The organism is Chryseobacterium sp. ISL-6, assembly GCF_018613715.1.
In the GTDB taxonomy this organism is placed as follows: Bacteria; Bacteroidota; Bacteroidia; order Flavobacteriales; family Weeksellaceae; genus Chryseobacterium; species Chryseobacterium paludis.
Genome location: NZ_JAGGPT010000014.1, coordinates 1 through 19,286, shown reverse-complemented (window position 1 = coordinate 19,286; position 19,286 = coordinate 1). Strand labels below are relative to the sequence as shown.

The 19,286-nt window shown below is 34.6% G+C and carries 16 protein-coding genes; 1 reads left to right on the top strand and 15 read right to left on the bottom strand.

Features of this window, described 5'->3' with window-relative positions; all coding sequences use genetic code 11:
- Positions 1 to 74 precede the first annotated feature (74 nt).
- Genes J7E44_RS22465 through J7E44_RS22455 form a run of 3 tightly spaced genes read right to left on the bottom strand, consistent with a single transcriptional unit; the run spans position 75 to position 5,770 of the window.
- Positions 75 to 1,529 carry a SusD/RagB family nutrient-binding outer membrane lipoprotein gene (locus J7E44_RS22465; RefSeq protein WP_214834089.1) on the bottom strand — a complete coding sequence of 485 codons (1,455 nt, stop codon included), beginning with the start codon at positions 1,527 to 1,529 and terminating at the stop codon, positions 75 to 77.
- Positions 1,530 to 1,546: 17 nt separating this feature from the next.
- Complete coding sequence (locus tag J7E44_RS22460; RefSeq protein ID WP_214834085.1) at positions 1,547 to 4,504, bottom strand: SusC/RagA family TonB-linked outer membrane protein; 2,958 nt, start codon at positions 4,502 to 4,504, stop codon at positions 1,547 to 1,549.
- A gap of 15 nt (positions 4,505 to 4,519) precedes the next feature.
- Positions 4,520 to 5,770 (bottom strand): alkaline phosphatase family protein, encoded by a 1,251-nt coding sequence (locus J7E44_RS22455; protein WP_214834082.1) that lies wholly within the window; start codon positions 5,768 to 5,770, stop codon positions 4,520 to 4,522.
- A gap of 259 nt (positions 5,771 to 6,029) precedes the next feature.
- Between J7E44_RS22455 and J7E44_RS22450 the strand changes: the two genes are divergently transcribed.
- Positions 6,030 to 6,860, top strand: a complete 831-nt coding sequence (locus J7E44_RS22450) for a GLPGLI family protein (RefSeq protein ID WP_214834079.1) — start codon at positions 6,030 to 6,032, stop codon at positions 6,858 to 6,860.
- A 33-nt stretch (positions 6,861 to 6,893) separates the two neighbouring features.
- On the opposite strand, the gene J7E44_RS22445 is transcribed toward J7E44_RS22450, so the two are convergent.
- From J7E44_RS22445 to J7E44_RS22390, 12 genes are all read right to left on the bottom strand, one after another.
- Positions 6,894 to 8,039 carry a PepSY-associated TM helix domain-containing protein gene (locus J7E44_RS22445; RefSeq protein WP_353050517.1) on the bottom strand — a complete coding sequence of 382 codons (1,146 nt, stop codon included), beginning with the start codon at positions 8,037 to 8,039 and terminating at the stop codon, positions 6,894 to 6,896.
- A 14-nt stretch (positions 8,040 to 8,053) separates the two neighbouring features.
- The gene (locus tag J7E44_RS22440; RefSeq protein ID WP_214834076.1) at positions 8,054 to 10,420 is read right to left on the bottom strand and encodes a TonB-dependent receptor; all 2,367 of its coding nucleotides are present in this window, start codon (positions 10,418 to 10,420) and stop codon (positions 8,054 to 8,056) included.
- Between the two features lie 507 nt (positions 10,421 to 10,927).
- Positions 10,928 to 11,449 carry a hypothetical protein gene (locus J7E44_RS22435; protein ID WP_214834074.1) on the bottom strand — a complete coding sequence of 174 codons (522 nt, stop codon included), beginning with the start codon at positions 11,447 to 11,449 and terminating at the stop codon, positions 10,928 to 10,930.
- A 99-nt stretch (positions 11,450 to 11,548) separates the two neighbouring features.
- The gene (locus J7E44_RS22430) at positions 11,549 to 11,884 is read right to left on the bottom strand and encodes a hypothetical protein (protein WP_214834071.1); all 336 of its coding nucleotides are present in this window, start codon (positions 11,882 to 11,884) and stop codon (positions 11,549 to 11,551) included.
- Positions 11,885 to 11,980: 96 nt separating this feature from the next.
- A complete protein-coding gene (locus tag J7E44_RS22425) occupies positions 11,981 to 12,490 on the bottom strand; it encodes a hypothetical protein (RefSeq protein WP_214834068.1) in 510 nt (169 codons plus the stop codon).
- A 252-nt stretch (positions 12,491 to 12,742) separates the two neighbouring features.
- Positions 12,743 to 13,174, bottom strand: coding sequence for a hypothetical protein (locus J7E44_RS22420; protein ID WP_214834065.1), 432 nt, complete (start codon positions 13,172 to 13,174; stop codon positions 12,743 to 12,745).
- A gap of 332 nt (positions 13,175 to 13,506) precedes the next feature.
- Positions 13,507 to 14,457: a hypothetical protein gene (locus J7E44_RS22415; protein ID WP_214834062.1), complete on the bottom strand. Its 951-nt coding sequence runs from the start codon at positions 14,455 to 14,457 to the stop codon at positions 13,507 to 13,509.
- A gap of 220 nt (positions 14,458 to 14,677) precedes the next feature.
- A complete protein-coding gene (locus J7E44_RS22410; protein WP_214834059.1) occupies positions 14,678 to 15,058 on the bottom strand; it encodes a helix-turn-helix domain-containing protein in 381 nt (126 codons plus the stop codon).
- 85 nt (positions 15,059 to 15,143) lie between these two features.
- Positions 15,144 to 16,112, bottom strand: a complete 969-nt coding sequence (locus J7E44_RS22405; RefSeq protein ID WP_214834056.1) for a RelA/SpoT-related domain-containing protein — start codon at positions 16,110 to 16,112, stop codon at positions 15,144 to 15,146.
- A complete protein-coding gene (locus J7E44_RS22400; RefSeq protein WP_214834053.1) occupies positions 16,112 to 17,164 on the bottom strand; it encodes a DUF262 domain-containing protein in 1,053 nt (350 codons plus the stop codon). The genes J7E44_RS22405 and J7E44_RS22400 overlap by 1 nt, the downstream gene beginning before the upstream one ends.
- A gap of 6 nt (positions 17,165 to 17,170) precedes the next feature.
- Positions 17,171 to 17,839: a hypothetical protein gene (locus J7E44_RS22395; RefSeq protein WP_214834050.1), complete on the bottom strand. Its 669-nt coding sequence runs from the start codon at positions 17,837 to 17,839 to the stop codon at positions 17,171 to 17,173.
- Position 17,840: 1 nt separating this feature from the next.
- On the bottom strand, positions 17,841 to 19,286 hold a 1,446-nt coding region (locus tag J7E44_RS22390; RefSeq protein ID WP_214834047.1), incomplete at its 5' end, for an AAA family ATPase.

The following is a 19,286-nucleotide window of genomic DNA, read 5'->3' as shown; positions in this document are numbered from 1 at the left end:
GAGTGTTTTTCGTAATGAAATGGAGGAAAATGTATCGAGATCTATTTAAATAAAACATTAAGTTTATTTATCTTTTATTTAATCAGCCACATGGTTTCATTAATATCATCACCACCCGGATATTGCTTGGTAATGGCACTGTTAAGATTTGCATTGTTCGTGCTATTTTCTGATGCAGGGTACATCCATCTTTTAGGAATTTTTCCATTATTCAAAATACCCGGTCCATCTGTATTGAACTTAGGAAATCCCGTCCTTCTCTGATCATAAAATATTCTCCAGCCCGTATTAAAGAACAATGCCGTATGCTTTTGATCCATGATTTGTTCGATCTCTGTTCCAGGCTGCAGATTGATGGAGGGTTGTGCTAAATAGGCACTAACATCAGTTGGACTTACTTTATAAAAGCTCATAGAAGCATTGATTGCTTTCAGATAATAGGTATTTGCATTTCCGCTGATCCATCCACGTACAACCGCTTCGGCTAAAACAAACTGCAGTTCTGAATACCCCATTAGTAATGTAGGTTCGTTGATTGGATCATCAAAATATCTTGGATTAATCCTTGATGCCAACCCATTAGAAGCTTTTATAGAATTTTGCCCTAAATCTCCACTGCCGTACAATCCATCATAGAAACTAAAAGGATCTGTCGGTGTGGTTCCTACCGTGCTCGTTTTCTTTTCAGCCATTTTAAATAACCTTGGATCTTTAGAAGTTTTAAGCTTATCTACAAAACTCTGTTCCATATAATAAGCTGTTTTCAAATCATTACTGTTAAAAAATGGATACCGGTTATTGACAAGATTATAGAAGGATAATTGCCCACTTTCTTCACTCGTTTCCATAATTGGATTTTGTGCAGGATTATTTACAATATCAGCAAATGTCTGTTTCACATTCAGATCTGTATCATTTGTCTTTTTGGACAAATCCATTAAAATTCTCAATCGGTAGGAATTGATCAGTTTTCTCCACTTAAACAAATCTCCATTATAGATAATATCGCCTCTTATCACTGTACTCATATTAGCAAGCTCCGTATTAGCCAAAGCCAGTTCAGCAAGAACATTTTTATAAATGCTTTTCTGATCATCATATTTTGGATAAAAATTATCCATTTTTATTGCTTCATTATAAGGAATATCACCAAAAGTTTCAGATAATGAGATAAAATAATAAGCCTTGAAAAAACGAGCCAATGCTACATACTCCTTCCCCCCTTTTTTATTCGCTTGCTCTATCATCTTTTCCACCTGCTTAATATTGTCATAAGCATCAAAAGATCCTCTCTGCCAGTTGTAATACTGTTGAGCATTCACTCCATTGATGTAGGTGAGCTGTCTGGATGCCAGGGCAGCTTCAGCCTTAATATTACTAAAGGTACTTACTTCAATTCCGGGAAGGATATTTTCTGCATCCACACTTGTTTGACGATTGGGATCATCCTGAAAATCTTCAGTCTTGCTGCAACTTATTACGCTTGCTGCTGATATTAATAGGAATATGTATATTCTAGCTGCTTTCATTTCTTTTGTTTTTATAATTAGAATTTTACATTAAGATTTACCCCAAAACTTCTGGTCGCCGGAGTCTGAAGTTGGTCTACCCCGGAATCGGGATCCACATTTTTAATCTTTGAAGCCAACCAGAGGTTTCTTCCGATCAGAGAAATACTCGCTGAAGAGACATTCAGTTTTTCTGCAAAAGATTTTTCGAAATTGTAGGTAAGGGTAACCTCTCTTAATTTAATAAAAGTTTGTTTGTAATAATGGTAATTGCTTTCAAAAGCGTTGCTCGTACTTTGCATATAAGCATTGTAATTCACTGCAACATCATTTTGAGCGAAAACACGGGTATCAGATTTTATATTCCCATTCTGATCGTATGTAATAGAGCCGCTAACCACTCTTACTCCTGGTGCAATATAGGTATTATTTCCTGCATTAGCATCATCCCTGTACTGATTCACTGTTCCCGGATCAATACCACCCCACCACATTTTCTGGTTGGTTGTAGAATACATTGTTCCACCAATTCTTCCATCAAACAGTAATGAGAGTGAGAAATTTTTATACCCAAAGTTATGAGAGAATCCATAGGTCCAATCCGGATCAGAATACCCCATATTGGATTCGAAAGGCGCTGTAGAATTCACAGGATATCCGTTTTTCAGAACCAGTTGCCCATCAGGTGAGGTTTCATAAGGTACTGCAGTTAATTGATCCGCCCTCTGACCTTCTCTGATGAAATTCTCCCTGCCATTAGCAGGATTATAAATCGTCGTATATCCATTTCCTCCATAGGCTTCTTTTAGATATCTACGGTAATGACTCAAATTCAGCTGAGTACTCCATCTAAAATCTGATTTCTTAACAATATCCGCATTTACGGTAATCTCCACTCCTTTTCTTTGGAAAACATTTCCATTTGTTTTAAAATAATCATAACCTGCACTTTCTGACAAAGGAATATTGGTCAGATTATTATAATCGCGGGTTTGATAGTAAGCCACATCTAAATTGATCCTATTTTTCAACACCGCGATATTAGTCCCTATCTCCCATGAGTTTGAGGTTTCAGGTTTTATATTCGCGTTGATGAGGGTATTTCCAAAAGAAAATGTTGACTGCCCATTCCAACTGATATCATTTTTTGTAAATGCAGAAATATAGCCATAGGTATCATCGGATATTTTACCGTTGGAAACCTGTGCTAAAGATCCTCTCAGTTTAGCAAAACTTACCCATTCAGGAAGAGTGACCAGCTGATTCAGCATTACTGATCCGGAAACAGATGGATAGAAATAGGCATTATTTCCATCCGGAAGCGTGGATACTTTGTCATAACGTGCAGTCATATTCAGGAAGAACGCTTTGTAAATCTCCATATCTACATAACCATACACACTATTGATCAGTTCATATTCTTTTCTGTTTCCCTCCTTTGGAGCAAATAAAGGCCCTACACTGTTAAAAAGGTTATACCAGCCTGGATTTACCAAACCATCGGTACGTATTTCACTTTTCTTAAGCTCTCTGTAATAATTGGATACATAGCCCTCTCCTGTCAGCATAAAGTTTTCAGAAAACCTATTCTGGTATTTAAGACCTAGCTCGGAGGTGATATCAAGATAATTCCCATTTATCTGGGTATAGTTTCCTAATGATTTATTACCATATCCAATATAACTTTTAGGCTCCTTATACTCACGGTTCAAAGCATATACATTGGTTCCGACACGGGCTTTGGCAGATAATTTCGGAATAATCTGATATTCCATGTTTACATTCCCCATTACATTGTCCTTATAATAAGGTCTTTGGTATTCATAAGCCTGAAAGTAGGGGTTATTATAATAAGACACATTGTAATGTCTTTGCTGATAACCTTCTTTTCCTGCTACCCAATAATTTCTTAAATCTCTTACATCTACATCAGCACCCGTCCATAATACCAGATTATAAAGATAGTTGGTCGGCCCATAGCCTACTTCCGGGAAATTGGAAGTATATTCTCTATTGTAGGTTAAGGAAGAATTGATCGTAAGGCCTTCAATAGGGTTTACAGAACCTGCCAAACTTATCGATGTTGTTTTCAGATCTGTATTCGGAACAATACCTTTCTGGTAAATATTGGAAAGGGAAAGCCTGAAAGTTGCTTTGTCATTTCCCCAGTCCACACTGATGTTATTGGACTGAATAATTCCGGTATCGAAGAAATTTTTAATATTATTCTTTCCGCGGGAGATCCATGGTAGTGGTATTGGTTTTCCGGTTGTCGGATCAATCGGACTGTTGTATTGTGGGGTTTCATAATATCCGCTGGGTGTGGAAGGATCCTTCTGATCTAATTTTGGCCCCCAGATCCATCCACCTCCTTCGCTTCCAGAGCCGCTTCCATCTATGTAAGCATATTTCCCGTTATTTCCGCCACCGTAAACGGTCTGAACCTTTGGAATACGGATAAAAGAGCTTTGAAACATCGTAGAGTTATTAAAGGAGATACTCATTCTTCCTTTTTTCCCCTTCTTGGTCGTAATCATAATCGCTCCATCTTTACCCACAGATCCATATAATGCGGAAGCAGTAGGTCCTTTCAACACACTGATATTATCAATGTCATCGGCATTGATTCTCCATACGTCAGCCGTCCTGTCTGGGATTCCATCGATAACGATAAGTGGTTTAGACCCTCTTAAATTAATTCCCGGATCCTGAAAAAGATCGGTACTGTTCTTAATCGTTAGTCCTGCAACACGTCCTGAGAGTGAGTTGACAAAGTTCGATTCTTTTGCTTTTTCGAAAACTTCGCCTTTCACCTCCTGTACTGCATACCCTAATGTTTTCTTTTCTTTCTTGATTCCTAAAGCTGTAATAACAACTTCATCGATCTTTTTTTCGTGGGTCGCTATCGTATCAGCAGCATCTATCTTCTGTACATTTTGACCATAAACTTCTAAGCCTGTGACTAAACCCAGGCCGATTAAAAGGTGTAATTTCATAAGTAGATTCCTTATTTATTTGGTTGTGATCCAGGTATTCAGAAAACCTTCTTTGGTTTTCAGAACGATCTTATAGATATTGGAAGTATTAATTTTTAATTGAGAAGTAAACTTGCCACTGCCTAGGTTAACCTGCCCCAATAACTGGTAGAGATCCTTCCCTCCGGTTTTTACCTTATTGGCATCGGTAATATATACTTCGGCAAGTTCTTTAGAAGGGCCTGTTGTTTTCCAGGTAAGTTCCAGGGTTTTATCAGGTGATAAAGAAGCTTTTAACTGATAGGCCGTTCTGTTTTTAATCAGATCAATCCCATCAATTTCCTGCTGAACATTTTCAGGTACCTTTATGCTGAGAAAATCAGTCATGGTAGGAAGGATATCTGTAATGGCAACACGGTTATTTTTAGCATAGGCATTGATACCCGGTTTATTGATCGCTATCCATGTGTTACGTTCTCTATCACTTTGTCCACCATGTCCTTTTCCGTTATTTGCTGATCTTCCATGATCGGTAGTCACAACAAATAACCAATCTTCTCCGTATTTTGCTTCACGCTCTTTTACGGCATCATATATTTTTCCGATCAAACGGTCTTCATAAGAAATCGCTTTATATAAAATATCACCATCACCATGACGATGTCCCATATCATCTGTAAATTCTAAATAAACCCATGATAGATCCGGTGCATTTTCTTTGATATAACTGGCTGCTTTTCCGGCTACCAGACTATCGATCTTACGGATGTATCCACTTTGCTTATCATGTGGAAAATGCAGGGTGTCCTTTTCCATTCCATCGTAGGAAAAATCCATTTTTATTTTCCTTGTAGCATCAAGGTTTTCACCAATCAGCTTTGTACGGTTGTCTTCCCAAGTTGAAAATACAGCCGTCTTTTTATTGGGAAACTGATCCTTGAAAAGTCTGAAAATCGTTGGGTAACTGTAATTAGGATCTTTAATATCGTTATCAAACACATTATGCTTGTTTACCCATGTTCCTGTCAGCAAGCTGTTATATCCTACTGCAGAAATGGTTGGCGTTTCGCTATAGCTCCCTTTTTCTCCACCTACATAAGCTTTCAGTAATGCACCATCTTTTTTAATCCTGTTAAGATTGGGAATATCAGCTTTGTTCAGCATATCTTCAGCGATACCATCTACAATGATAAAAACTACTTTTTTCTGGGGTGTATTCTTTTGAGCAAAAGCATTGCAGCTAAGAAGAGAAATAAGAATAATTACGGGATTTTTCAGGAACTTCATTTTATCTTTTTTTATCCTGGCAAAATTCCACAAAAAACACGCACTACCTTTTAACAAAACATTAACAAGTTTAAATAATATATTAACTTTCATTAAACCCTTTGGCATACGTTAAAATACAGATATAAGCCTTTATTGATCAGCGTTAATAAATTATATCACAATATCCAGATTAAACTTTAAATTTTACTATTTTTACATTTATTATATTAAAAAACAATATATTAACTCAAGTATAACTGACCTTTAATTTTAAGAAATGTATAAACTCATCTTCCTTTTCTTATTTGTTTCATCAATTATTAACGCTCAAAATAAACGTTTTGTGTATGAATATTTTTTAGCAAAGGATTCAACCCATCTGGAAATTAAAGAAAAAGAATTTTTAAATCTGGATATAGGGCAACAAGGATCTAAGTTTTATGCTGCTGAAGTTTTAAAACTGGATTCTTTAATAAAAAATAAAGAAACCCCAATGGGTGATTTCCCTTATCAGAACATCAATTTTTTGGATGTCGTTATAAAAAATTATCCTGGCTTTGACATCAATTTCTACACAAACTGCCTTATTGATTATAAAGTAAGTTTACAAAAGAAATTGGACTGGAAGATTTTTCATGAGAAAAAGAATATTTTGGGATACTCTGCTCAAAAAGCAACCACTACCTTATACAAAAGAAAATGGACGGTATGGTTTACCACTGATATTCCGGTGCAGGATGGCCCTTACCTGCTTCAGGGTTTGCCTGGTCTGATCATAAAAGCGGAAGATGAAAACAAAGGTATTTCATTTAGTCTGATTGAAATAAAATCATTGCCTCAATTCAACATCAATGAAATACCCTATTATTTCCAGTCAGATCTATTATCGATTAATGAAAATGATTTAAAAAAAGCTATTAAAAATTTTTATGAGAAACCTTCTGTACAAATGAATGATGAAGCTCATCAGGATAATGGTAAAAAGATGACTTTTTATATGGAAGGTAAAGAAGTATCAAGCTCAGAATTTTATAGGATTATGGAGCAGAATAACAAAAATGCCCTAAAAAAGACGAATAATCTTTTGAGATATGATATTATAAAATAGAGTGATTTTTTTAAATCCCAAAGCGTAAGTTATCTATTGTTTTACCTCCAGTTTCTTCAAAATTCTATGCTGGTGATGATGCTTTCTCGGTTTTTTCTTTTTCGCTTTTCTTTTGTTCCACCACATGATAAAACCGGTGACAGGTAAAGATGCTCCGATCAATGATGCCAAAAGCCATAAGACCTTTCCTATAATTCCGAAAAATTTTCCTGTATGAAGATCGTAATTAGCCGCTTCCACCGTATCTGCTGCATTATTGTTTTTGTATAGCTTGCCACGTAAGAGTTCTCCTGTTTTCTGGTTAAAAAAGAAAGTATTTTGTTTACGGGCCGACCATTGGTAAGGATAGATCATCCGCACACGCATTTCATCTTTTTTCCTAATTGAATAAGTCATTGAAATAGCACCCGGGTAAGTTTCAGTAAGTGTTTTATAGATCGCATTATATCTTACTGCTAAATTAGCTTTCGGATCAATAGTCATCTTCATTGAATGATCTCCCTTACTTAATTTGGAGTTGGATACAAACTCTACAGCCGTTTTAACCCCTGAAAAAGCAAAATAAGTTCCTGTAAGCGCGATAATGATCAGAAAGATCGAGGCATAGAATCCCAATACATTATGCAGATCATAAATTTTCCGTTTTACAGAAGCTTCCCATTTGATCGTTAAACTTTGTTTCGCCTGTTTTACTTTTGCAGGATACCAAAGGATTAAGCCGGTTACCAGCATGCATAAAAAGATCACGACGCTCCAGCCCTGAATCATTTTACCCGTTTCGCCCAGCATCAGGGAAGTATGCAGATCATAAACCACATTGAGCCAATCACTGCCTTGTTTGCCAACCAAATCTCCGGTATATGGATTAAAATAAAAGACCTGTTTCTTTTTGTTCAGGATCTGAACAGTTGCACCAGGTTCATTTTCGCTTATTCTGATCGAATTGATCTTCTCTTTCGGGGCGATCTCCTGGAAATTCAGGATGATCTTTTCAAGCCCTATAAAAGGTTTTGATTCGGGTTCGACATGCAGAAATTCTTTACCCATTGAATCCCGTATCTCCTCTTCAAAAACATACAGGGATCCGGTGATACAAATCACAAAGACGATAATCCCGGTCACTAAACCCAGCCACAAATGAATCTGTCGTATTGCTTTTTTAAATTTCTTGTTCGCCACCGGATCCCTGATTATTAAAATTTAAATGTAAAACTTCCTGTCACTCTGGTCGGATTCTGAGCTGCCAGACGGTACGACCAATATTTTTCGTTGGTTAAGTTATCGATTTTAAAACCGATTCTGAATTTAGGTCTGTCATAAAAAACTGAAGCATCCAATACCGTGTATTCCGGAATACTGAAGGTAAAGGTATGGGTATTCGTCTGATAATATTTGCTTCCGTAAATTCCACCGATCCCAACACCTAAACCGCTCAACGGTCCATTGATAAAACGGTAACTCGCCCAAAGGTTCGCCATCGTTGGAGAACTTGCTGTGGAAGGTCTTAAACCATCTACATCTGCACTTGCTTTCGCATATTTACTATCGTTATAGCTGAATCCGGCCACAATATTTAATCCTGGAACCGGATTGGCGATCAATTCAGCTTCGAAACCTTTGCTGATCTGTGTTCCATCCTGAATCAGGAAACTGCCTTCCGTATGATCCAGGTCAGGACGGGTCATATTCGTTACTCGGATGTTGTAGTAACTCACGGTGGCACTGATCTTATTAAGATCCAGTTTCACCCCACCTTCCCATTGGTTGGCCTGGCTTGGTTTAAAAGGATTTCCATTAAAATCAGAACCTCCTACGTTGTTGAAGCCGTTCATATAATTGGTAAACAGCGATAATTTCTTGTCAATTAACTGGTACAACAAACCGAATCTCGGAGAAAATGCCGTCTGATTATAATCCCCAACCGTCAGATCTTTCTCCGGGTAATATGACCCTTTATTGAAATACCGGTCTAGCCTTACTCCTGCCATTGCGATGAATTTATCCGTCACATTAAAAACATCAGACACATACGCGCTGTACGTCTGTTCGTTGTTCGATGTAAAGTTATTGAAGGTTACATTATCAAATAATGGCTCTATCTTTGAGATCGTAAAATTATTGTAAGCCGCTCCCGGGTTTCTGTAATCGATAGGCGGCATATTTACTGTTGCATCATTACGATAGGCTTTCAGGCTGTAAAAATCCACACCTGCAACCACTCTGTTTCTATGCTCTCCAATTTTAAAATCTCCAATAAAATTCTGTTGAATATCCGTTCCGTAATAAGGGTAATCCTGCTTCGTTACCGACTGTCTTAGAGTCGTGTCTGATAAAGCCGATAATGATACCACATATCCTTCAGAAGAAGATCTGGTACGGGAAACGATCGTTTGTGAGTTCCAGGTATCCGATATTTTATACTTCATCTGCGCAAAAATATTATATTGCTGTCCGTTATAGTTTACCGTATTATTGGCAAAAGAACGGCTATAAGGAATATTCATATCCTCTATGCTTGTTGCCAGTGCCGGTTTCGTTGGATCTTTGCTGATGTAAGGGGCTAATCTTGTTGGGGAAGTTCCTTTCAATACACCGAATTCTACATCCAATAAGAAAGTCAGTCTGTCATTAACAGCATAAGAAAAACTTGGTGCTAATAAAAAGCTTCTGTTGAATCCTGCATCCTGGAAACTGTTTTCGCTATGAAAAGCCGTATTGAATCTCAATAACATTGTTTTTTCCGGGTTCAGCGGGGTATTGATATCTGCTGTAAAACGGTTCAAATCCCAGCTTCCTGCTGAATAAGAGATCTCCCCTTTAAAAGTATCGAAAGGTTTTTTCGTTACTCTGTTGAACAAACCTCCAAATGAAGAAATCGTACTTCCAAATAAAGTCGCTGAAGGTCCTTTGATCACTTCGATACGCTCCAGGTTCGCCGGATCGATCGTGTTATAGGTAAAACTGCCTACTCCATTTCTCACCAACTGTGGCGTTGGAAATCCGCGGGACATATTGGTTGTTCTTCCCTGGTTTCTTACTTCCGCAATACCTGCTCCGGGAATATTTTTGAAAGCACTGTTATAATCTGTAATATTCTGCTCTTTCATCAGCTCCTTGCTTACAATGGAATACACCTGTGGATTTTCCATGTTTTTTAAAGGCATTTTGGAAACGTCATCACTTTCTTTTTTAGCAAAACGGTTTCCTCCGGAACTTACGATCACCTCTTCCAGTTTTTGGGAAGAATAATCCAGCTTTATATTTAAAAGTACATTTTCGTTTTCGGGAGTGATCTCTATTTCCTGGGAATATCCATCAGATTTTCCTTTGGCAACCTGTATGGTGTATTTTCCCGGTGGAAGATTTTTCAATTCAAAACTTCCGTCTGCTCCTGCAGTAGTGGTTATATTCAGTTCCTTTACTTTTACGTCAACGCCTTGTCCAGTGTTTCCGTCAGCTGTTGTTACAGTACCTGTAACAGAGCCATTGTTTCCCGCTTTCTCCTGTGCCATCGCCATTGAAGAAATGAAGGCAAACAAAATAAGTAATTTCAATTTCATTATTATTATTTAGTCTTATTATTAATAGCGTGCAAATTACTGGAATTAAACTTATTAAAACAAGACAAAATTTGAGTTTAAGGAAATTATAATAAAATTAAATATATCCCTGATTGGTGGGTGGTTAGAGGTTATGCGATACAGCGGTTTATTGGAAATAACTCTAAAAAAACGATCCTGCTTTATTCAAGCAGGATCGGGCGTGTTTTGTTTGTTGTTTTTTTGAACAGGGAGAGATTTATTTATCGGATTTTGGTCTTTTCATTTTAAAATTTTAACTCCTACTGATTATATAATGTAAGTGTAAATTATAAGCCGAGCACTTGCTGTAATAAATCGCAATACTCCGTTCGTAAATACTTATAAGTTTGCATCTTAAATTTTAATCTTCTTATTTGCTTTTTGTCATAGAATGCGCCAGCTGGGGCTGTATTATTAATTGCCAGCCACTTTGCTACTACACGACAAAATACTCATAACAATGTGCTTATTAAGAATTATTGTTTACTAATGATTAATATTTGATAAATAATCCATAAACATAAAGCTTAGTACCAAAAACAAGATAATTGCCACTATTGTTAAAAGGCTTATCCATTTCCATTTCTCCTTCCAATCCTTTGGCTTATTATCAAACTCTTTAAAATAGGTCAAATATTTATCTTTATGGAATATATAATAATAAGTAAAGGCTGCGAAAGGTAGAATACATACTATCAAAATTATGATTTCATTTAATACTATTTGATAATAGTTAGATATTCCGATTAAAATAATATAAATTCCACATCCAATAATTGCAGCTAAACCAAATATAAAATTCCCTGCCATCATACTGCTAAAACCATAACGCGGATTTTTAAATACTTTTTCAAACAATTCTTTTTCTAAATCCCTTTGTTTTTGTACTTCCGGATTAGATGTAGGTTTGCTGTAAGTACTTCCTCCTCTGAGTAAAGTTTGAACTTTTAATTCAAATCTGTAATCGAAATAATGGATAATATTCCAAAAAATTTCTAGTTTTTTCATATTTATGCCATATAATAAGCATCTACACTTCCTTGTCCAACAGTCGCCCCAAACTCAGCACCCATAAGGCCACCTGCCTCTGCACCACTAAAGAATAATTTACTTGTAGGGACTTCCATTACAATACCAGTCATGCATAATAATAGCATTTTTTTTATGAATATAAAGTGCTAATTCTCCTTTTTTCTTTACAATTGTATCTCCTCTTTCTACCTCATTAGAATTTACAATCCAATTATTGTGCACCATAATACTCTCTTTTTCATTTGTTACAGGAGCAGAACCTTCAATTTTTATCCATACTTCATCAATATTTATTTCTTTAGCTATTAAATAATATTCATCAGGATAAAATGCTGGTTTATAGCTGTTACAATCTGATTTTTCACAAGAGAACATTATAGATATAATTATAATGTATAGAAATGTCTTCATAATTTTAATTTAATTGAGGTAGTTCTTCCCTCCGCTGGCACAAGCGTTAGCGGAGGGTATTATTATCAGCTTGCAGAAACAGACCTTCCTTTCCGTCTAATCCCTGCTGGTGAAGAAATCTTCTTTCATAACCTCAGAGAGAGTGTCTAAATAATCTGTAAAAACACTAATACTGGTAATATCATCATACATAACACAAGCATTATCGTACAATTTACATTCAGTATCATAAAAATCAATATCAATTGAATCATCATATACGTTTATAACTTTACCTATATAAACAACATCCTCTTTACTAAGGGATAATTCACACAGTAAATCCATAGACTGAATAACTGTAAATAATTTTTGAAAATTGTCACAATCTCTAAATGCTGTTTTGCTTAAGTCATCAAAGTAATTTTTAGATTTAAATTTTATGACCTTAACCTTAAATTCTTTTTTTTCACCTGTTACATTTTCAATTCTATCAGAATTAATAAACTTCATTCCATCGATCACATAATCAACAGGTATGTATATAATATTAGTTATTTTGTCATTCTTCTGGAAACAGATACCATGAATACTTTGCTTCCTGTTTTTTAAAAAAAATTCTTCCATTACAATTCTATTTATATATTTTTCTTCTTAAGGCTCCCATTTCATCATCTCTGTTGGTGCTAGCCTCACACTCGTTTCCCAGTATACATTACAAATTTAACCGAAAATATAATGAAAGATCCGGGAAACTTCAATTTCCCGGATCTATTTATAAGTTGCTACCCTACTTTGTTTGGACACGAGCAAGATGCTTGTACGAGCATGGAGCAGTTAGACCTCCTTCAATTATATCTTCCAAGTTGACAGTATATTTTATTTACTGATATCTATTGCATGATCATAAGATATTTCAATTTTAGTAGATTTATGTACATTAATACCATAATTTTCATCACTTATTTCTTCATCAATCAGGAAAAACAGATTATCTTTTATAAGTATCCATTGATAGGGATCGCCTCCGTTAAAACCTACGATAACTTCCTCATCCAAATATTCCGAAACTTCAATACCAAATAAAAAAATATTAGCGGAAATTATAATTTCATCTTTAGTATAAACATTCAACTCAGTACAAAATTCAGAAGTATTATCTAATATCCTGTTTTCAAATCGTATTTTAAAATCTCCGTCATCTAATAAATCTCCTACAAATTCTTCATTTAATTTAAAAATATTGCTTAACATTCTAGTTATGCTGATATCTTCTTTTTTGCCTATTAAATAACAAATAAAAGTATGCATCCTTAATATCTTTTTATAAATTCACTTGCAAAATTAACATCCGTGTCAGAGATTCTAGCCTCTTTTTACTACTTCATTTAATTTCTGTGATGAACTTTTTCATTAAATGAATAGCTTTAATTTTACCTTGTATCACATCAATAAATTCGGAAGTCCACCACTTCTTGGAAATAATATAGCCCTCACACTCATTTCCCAGTATACATTACAAATTTAAATGAAAATACAATGAAAGATCCGAGAAAATAAAATTTCTCGGATCTATTTATAACTTGTTAGCCTACTTTATTTGAACACAATCAAAATTCTTACGCCAACAGGGATGTAAACTCCTAATTCAAATAATTCTTCAGCCAAACCCCTTTCTGATACATAATCGCGGCCATATAAACATTGTTATTGTTATTATGGGCATTGCAAATCGGCATGATGTAAACAGAGTTAGAGCCTTTGGGCTCTGCTTTTGCGGTTTTTCCCAGGATTACATGACCTCCAACCAAGTTTGTGTTACAGGTAACCGGACTGTAATTAAGGGAAGTACAATTCGTAGGATTTCCGTACTGATCGCTCCACAATCTGAGCCATGTTTTACTGGCGATCTTAGGATCGTTGGTACTGCCGATGACATTGGCAAAATTCTCATTTTTGTTGAAGGTTACTTCCCCACCCCAGACGGAATAAATAGATCTTTTTACGAATTCATTTCCATAATGCTCTTCAGGGTTATAAAAGCCGGCAAACAAGCCATTCTTATAGAGCAATTGAAGATCATCATTCTCTTCGGGACTGAGTGCGGGTGGCGGCGTCTTCACCTGAACCGTAAGATCTTCCTTCAGAAAAGCATCGATCAAAGCCTGATTGGCCTCTTTCACGGTATTCGCGAAAAGCTGATCCAAGTTAGGGGTCATGGGTGTATTGTAATTCCAGTTGGGATTATACAGTGCTTTTTGAGTACTGATTTTTGTTTCTGATCCTCTTTGGTAAGCATATTCCATGGTTCCTTCCGGGTAGGTGGTTAGGCAGACAGAATCTTCTGCCACATATTCCGGGCCGCTGATGGTGATTACTTGGTTTTCTTCCTCGTAGTTGTAGGTAAAAGAAAGCTGCGCCATCAGGTTGGTATTGTTAAGATATAAAAGTTTTCCAACTGGTATTGGATGCGTATCTACGGTATGCGTTCCGTTTTGTATCTCAAAGGATATGGTATATCCGGTTTTCTGAAGATCTGCGGACTCATTGTGATAATCCGGAGATAAAGGTAATGTGAGGGTAATGGTTTTCATGGTAAATGTTTTAGTTTTTAACTTTAATCATAAGGCTTTCAGTTCTGCGAACAGCTCAAAATAACGAAGAAAAAGCCGGAGATGCTATAGTATAAATAACCAAATGGTGAGTTACGTAGAAACACGTAAAAAAATCAAAAAAGCAACATTTTATCACAAAAAAATACTACCCCGTTAGAAGCAGTATAGTATATTGATGATCTGTTTTTTTTGAACAGATTTATTTCCCTGATTTTAATCTTTTATTTTCTTCTTTTAAAGCTTCGATCTGTTCTTTCAGAAGGTTGATGTAATCTTGTTGGTTTTCCAGTATATAATCTGGAATATTACAGTAAGTATAATTTGTGGATTGAAAGTTACCTGCATGGTCATTAAAAGTAGCACTATTGTTATCATTATTTTGAATTAATGCTCCCCTTTCTTCCTTAATTTCTTCAACTGGAACATCCAAAGCCTTAGCCAACTTCTCCCACTCGTCCTCAAATATTTTGACATCCCCATTCTCCTTTCGGCAATAATTGGAAACATCCGTTGATAAGATGTTTGACATGTATTCCTGAGTGTACCCTCGCTGCTTTCTTAGACTTCTTAGCTTTTCCATAGTGGTTTGTTGTGCTTTGTACAAATATAGAGAAAATTTGGTTTTTGGAAGCTTTTACTAGGAAGTAAATATCTCTAATAGATAATTAAAATTTAACAATATTTACCTCGTTCTTTATTGAAAGTGTATGTATTTCTAATTCTTTTGGTAAGATTATTTTAAACTTCTGTGAAGTATCTTCATTCAGAAAAGTTTGAATTAAGCTGGGTCTTTGGTTTATAACAGACTGTACAACTAATAAAAATGGAGATAAATTTTTTTGATATACACCCCTTTTTAATTTATTTTCTTCTTTCAAGATTTCTCTCAAATGAACAACGTTAATATTAAGCGCTCCTATAAACTCATTAGTATTTTTACATAACCGAACGATATCTTTAGGAAGATCATCTAAATCAAAATATTCTTTGTAAAACTTTAATATCTTTTTTTGTTGCGTTGTTTCATAGTTGTCTTTTAAAACTTCTGGAACATTAATTAAACCGTTCACCCCACTTATTGTCACTTCTGCTTGCTCTAACATAGCTTTTATTTGATATGCAATTCTTTCTTTTGGCCAATTAATTTCATCAGATTTGTAAATTAAGTCATGAGTCGCTAAAGACCATGCGTGCTGCAAAAATGTCTTTACCTGTATTTCAAATGTAATCTTAGCAATCGGTTCTTCAGGGAGAAACTCTTCTTGAGTAAGCGAGACATAGATTCGAAGATCATCAAATTGAAATGATGAAGATTCCTTATGTGTTAGTTTAGAACTTTGGGGTCGCTTAGAGATTACATTAAAGTTTCGCTGAATTAACGAAGTAACTCTCTTAATCTGATCTAGATTTTCAACAACTATGGTACAGGCAAAAAAATCTTCTAATTTTTGTGGATCATTAAACCGCCCAGTTTCTAATTTAAGAGCAAAACTCTCCAATTGTTTTAGTCTACTAAAGTAATGCCATGAACTTTCTTTTATCCTGGTAAAAATATCATCTACACGATTTTTAAGCAATTGGTTTAAAATTTTTTGCTCTTCGTAGATAGCTTCTATAGATTGTACTATTTTCATTAAACAATAGATTCTAAGGATACTAAACGAGCTTTCCTCTGCGGAAGATCAGTTGTAGCTCCTTTTGAATTAATATAATATGTGTAATGATTCGTATTGTAATTTTCAGTTTTAGAAGAAACTTCTTCATTAACTTGTGTATTAATCATTACCTGAACACCATCCATAAATTCTTTATATGCATTTGCAAATTTTGTTACATCAGTAATCTTTTCAATATTTAAAACAATTAATGCCCACAAACTATATAAATTGTATGCTGTCTTTCCATAAATATCTATGCAATCATTAACTGTATTCATTTCTAGAATAATACTTTTTATTTTAGCTTTATTAATCATATAAGCATCAATATCAGATTTTTCAAATGTCTCTTCTATAGAATCATACTTCGCATACATTTCATCGAGGTAATCTTGACTAAATCCAACTATCCCGTTTTGTAATAAAACTAATAATAGCTCTGAGATAAACTGAACATTTCTCATCCTTTTATCTTTTGCTTTAGTACTAACTTTGATATTCCACCAAAAAACATCATCGCTTTCGCTTTCTGATTCATTAATAAACCAACCATCAAATCTTGCATGCCTTAATTCTTGTGGTTGTAAATTTTTTGAATTTCTATTTACTCTATCAAATACCTCATCAATATTAGTTCCTTCAATATTTTCTATATAATCAACAACCAAAACATAATCCCAAAACTTTCTTTTGTAATCTATAGAGAGATCTTTAAATTTTTTACCATTCAGGTTTGCATCACCAAAATCTGAACTTATTGATATTTTGTTTTCTGCAAAAGCTAATATCGTTTCAAGACGTTGTTTGCCATCAACAATATTAAATGTTGTAAACCCTTTTTCATCAATTTCTCGATGAACAAAAATCGGAGGTGCTGGATAGTTTCTAAAGATTGTATCAAGGAAAAATTTTCTATCTTTTAATGTCCAAACACTTTTTCTTTGATATGGAGGATTTAGTTCAAGTTGGTTATTTCTATATATATCTAAAAACCAAGTTAGATGCTGCGGTGTTGGCTGACGTTTCATACTTTATTAAATTAATTTTGGTAATACTTTATTTACAATTTCTTCACTAAATGCTTTTAGGCTGCAATTATATGACAAAAAATTTCCCTTTCGAAGTTGCTTAGCCTTTGAAAATGGTTTGCTTAACGCTAGGTAATTATCGTAATTAGAAGTAGATTTTATTCCTCTCTTTCGTAAGAGTCTACTTAATTTCTCTTTGGGGGAGGCTGAAGAACAAGATTTATTAGCATCGTAAATTGTCATTACCCAAGCATCTATTTCCTCAACTGCTATTGCATGAAGTATTTGATTATGTAATTGTTCATCATTGAACCACTCACCAATCTTATTAATGATGAGTTCTCTTAGTTGCATGCAATATATGTCTGATTTTTTTATACTTGGCCTATTTATTCCATATTCGGATGCTTCCGCAGAATCAATGTGAATTGCTACGAAAGATTGATCTTCGAAAGCTAAAAACCCCTCAATCAACTCTTTAGACTCACATTCTTCTTTTATTATTGACCAACTACTAAAGTTTTCTGGCTGCAGAGCTGCTTTGTCTGTTTCATCGTAATTGTAAATAGGTCGTAAAGCTATTATATCACTTGCTTCTATGTCTGTTAAGCCCATCAATATATTTGAAATGACTGCTCTATCTGCATGTCCTTCTGATATTACTCCTATTCTCATTCTAAAAATTTTTAGGAACAGCTCCAAGTAGGCCTTTTAGCCACATTTCTGATAATTTGAATTTTTTATCACTCAAATCTTGTTTGAACTTTATTCTTCTCGTTTTTGTTTTACCTTCGCCATCTCGATAAACCTCAAACAATCTTTGATTATCATCAAACAAATTAAGCCCATCTAAAATTGCTGGATTGTGTGTAGTTATAAGAACTTGTTTTCCATTATTCTCTGATAATTTAGTTAATTCAGAAATTAACACTTGACATAATCTTGGGTTTAAAGCCGTTTCAATATTATCAATAGCAAATAGCTTCGGAGTTCTATTACTAATAAATAATGCCAAATAAAATAAAACATGGAGAATTCCTTCATTTGAATTTTCCGCCGAAAACATATTATTTTTTCCTTGCATATACTTATCTTTAAAGTATAATGTCGACAAACTTCTCCCGGGTTTAAGTCCAAGCAATTTGTATTTATCTTCTTTATCAGTAATAATTTCTTTTAACCAATCGAAGAATGTAAAGCATTTTTTTAATTGTTCAAGTTCAGATTTACTAAAATTAGCTATTAGTAAATCAAGTCCCTCTCCATTAATTCCTACTGGCGTTTTTTTACTCTCAGATTGAGTTATTCCTCTTAAAGATTTTGTGTTTAAATCAAAAATAGCAAAATCTGAAAGTAAATTATCAAAATTATAGCTTTTACGTAATCCATTTTTTTCGATAATTTCATTTGCTTTGTTGAGTAATTCATCACCAGAAATACCAGGATAATCTTTTGTAATTCTAGTGAAATAGTTAAGCATCACTTCTGGATAAAGTTCTTCTTCAGCCAAGTTTATCCATTTGGTATAAATATCATTTAGATTTGTTGGAGATAGAGAACATCTATACTCATCGTGAATGCCATTACTTTCAAAAGATAAATTAACATCAATACTACTTTTTTGCTTGCTATCAAAAAATGAGCTAAGAATTAAATCAGGCCTAGCAATACGTACTCCTCTACTATAAAGTCCATCAAAATTTAGATCACTACCACGTTCTGCTCCTACCGTCGCTAATGCTTCTAAAATATTCGTTTTTCCACAACCATTAATACCAATAAAAACATTGAACCTACCTAACTCAATTGTGTCATTAACAATTGATTTATAGCTATTAATTTGAAGAGTTTTAATTAAGATAGAAGGAGATTCTTTTATTTTACTATAACTATCATTATAACGAATAAAGTTCTCTAGTGCGACACTCCATTCTGCTGTTTTATATTTTTTGATTGTGTTCAATGTAAGGTAGGAAATAGCATAATGAGTAGCTGGACTATTTTTAGATAAATACGGATTATCTGGATTTTTTTCAATTATCCCATATTCAACAAAAGGATTTATTGCCTCTCTTCTAAATGATTCCCTTGATCCAGCTTTATTGTATGTCTTCAAAATAAA

What these genes read in the sequence shown, in the direction of transcription:
- J7E44_RS22465 (WP_214834089.1), bottom strand. Translation starts at nt 1,529, where the DNA reads ATGAAAGCAGCTAGAATATACATATTCCTATTAATATCAGCAGCAAGC.
- J7E44_RS22460 (WP_214834085.1), bottom strand. Translation starts at nt 4,504, where the DNA reads ATGAAATTACACCTTTTAATCGGCCTGGGTTTAGTCACAGGCTTAGAA.
- J7E44_RS22455 (WP_214834082.1), bottom strand. Translation starts at nt 5,770, where the DNA reads ATGAAGTTCCTGAAAAATCCCGTAATTATTCTTATTTCTCTTCTTAGC.
- J7E44_RS22450 (WP_214834079.1), top strand. Translation starts at nt 6,030, where the DNA reads ATGTATAAACTCATCTTCCTTTTCTTATTTGTTTCATCAATTATTAAC.
- J7E44_RS22440 (WP_214834076.1), bottom strand. Translation starts at nt 10,420, where the DNA reads ATGAAATTGAAATTACTTATTTTGTTTGCCTTCATTTCTTCAATGGCG.
- J7E44_RS22435 (WP_214834074.1), bottom strand. Translation starts at nt 11,449, where the DNA reads ATGAAAAAACTAGAAATTTTTTGGAATATTATCCATTATTTCGATTAC.
- J7E44_RS22430 (WP_214834071.1), bottom strand. Translation starts at nt 11,884, where the DNA reads ATGAAGACATTTCTATACATTATAATTATATCTATAATGTTCTCTTGT.
- J7E44_RS22425 (WP_214834068.1), bottom strand. Translation starts at nt 12,490, where the DNA reads ATGGAAGAATTTTTTTTAAAAAACAGGAAGCAAAGTATTCATGGTATC.
- J7E44_RS22420 (WP_214834065.1), bottom strand. Translation starts at nt 13,174, where the DNA reads ATGCATACTTTTATTTGTTATTTAATAGGCAAAAAAGAAGATATCAGC.
- J7E44_RS22415 (WP_214834062.1), bottom strand. Translation starts at nt 14,457, where the DNA reads ATGAAAACCATTACCCTCACATTACCTTTATCTCCGGATTATCACAAT.
- J7E44_RS22410 (WP_214834059.1), bottom strand. Translation starts at nt 15,058, where the DNA reads ATGGAAAAGCTAAGAAGTCTAAGAAAGCAGCGAGGGTACACTCAGGAA.
- J7E44_RS22405 (WP_214834056.1), bottom strand. Translation starts at nt 16,112, where the DNA reads ATGAAAATAGTACAATCTATAGAAGCTATCTACGAAGAGCAAAAAATT.
- J7E44_RS22400 (WP_214834053.1), bottom strand. Translation starts at nt 17,164, where the DNA reads ATGAAACGTCAGCCAACACCGCAGCATCTAACTTGGTTTTTAGATATA.
- J7E44_RS22395 (WP_214834050.1), bottom strand. Translation starts at nt 17,839, where the DNA reads ATGAGAATAGGAGTAATATCAGAAGGACATGCAGATAGAGCAGTCATT.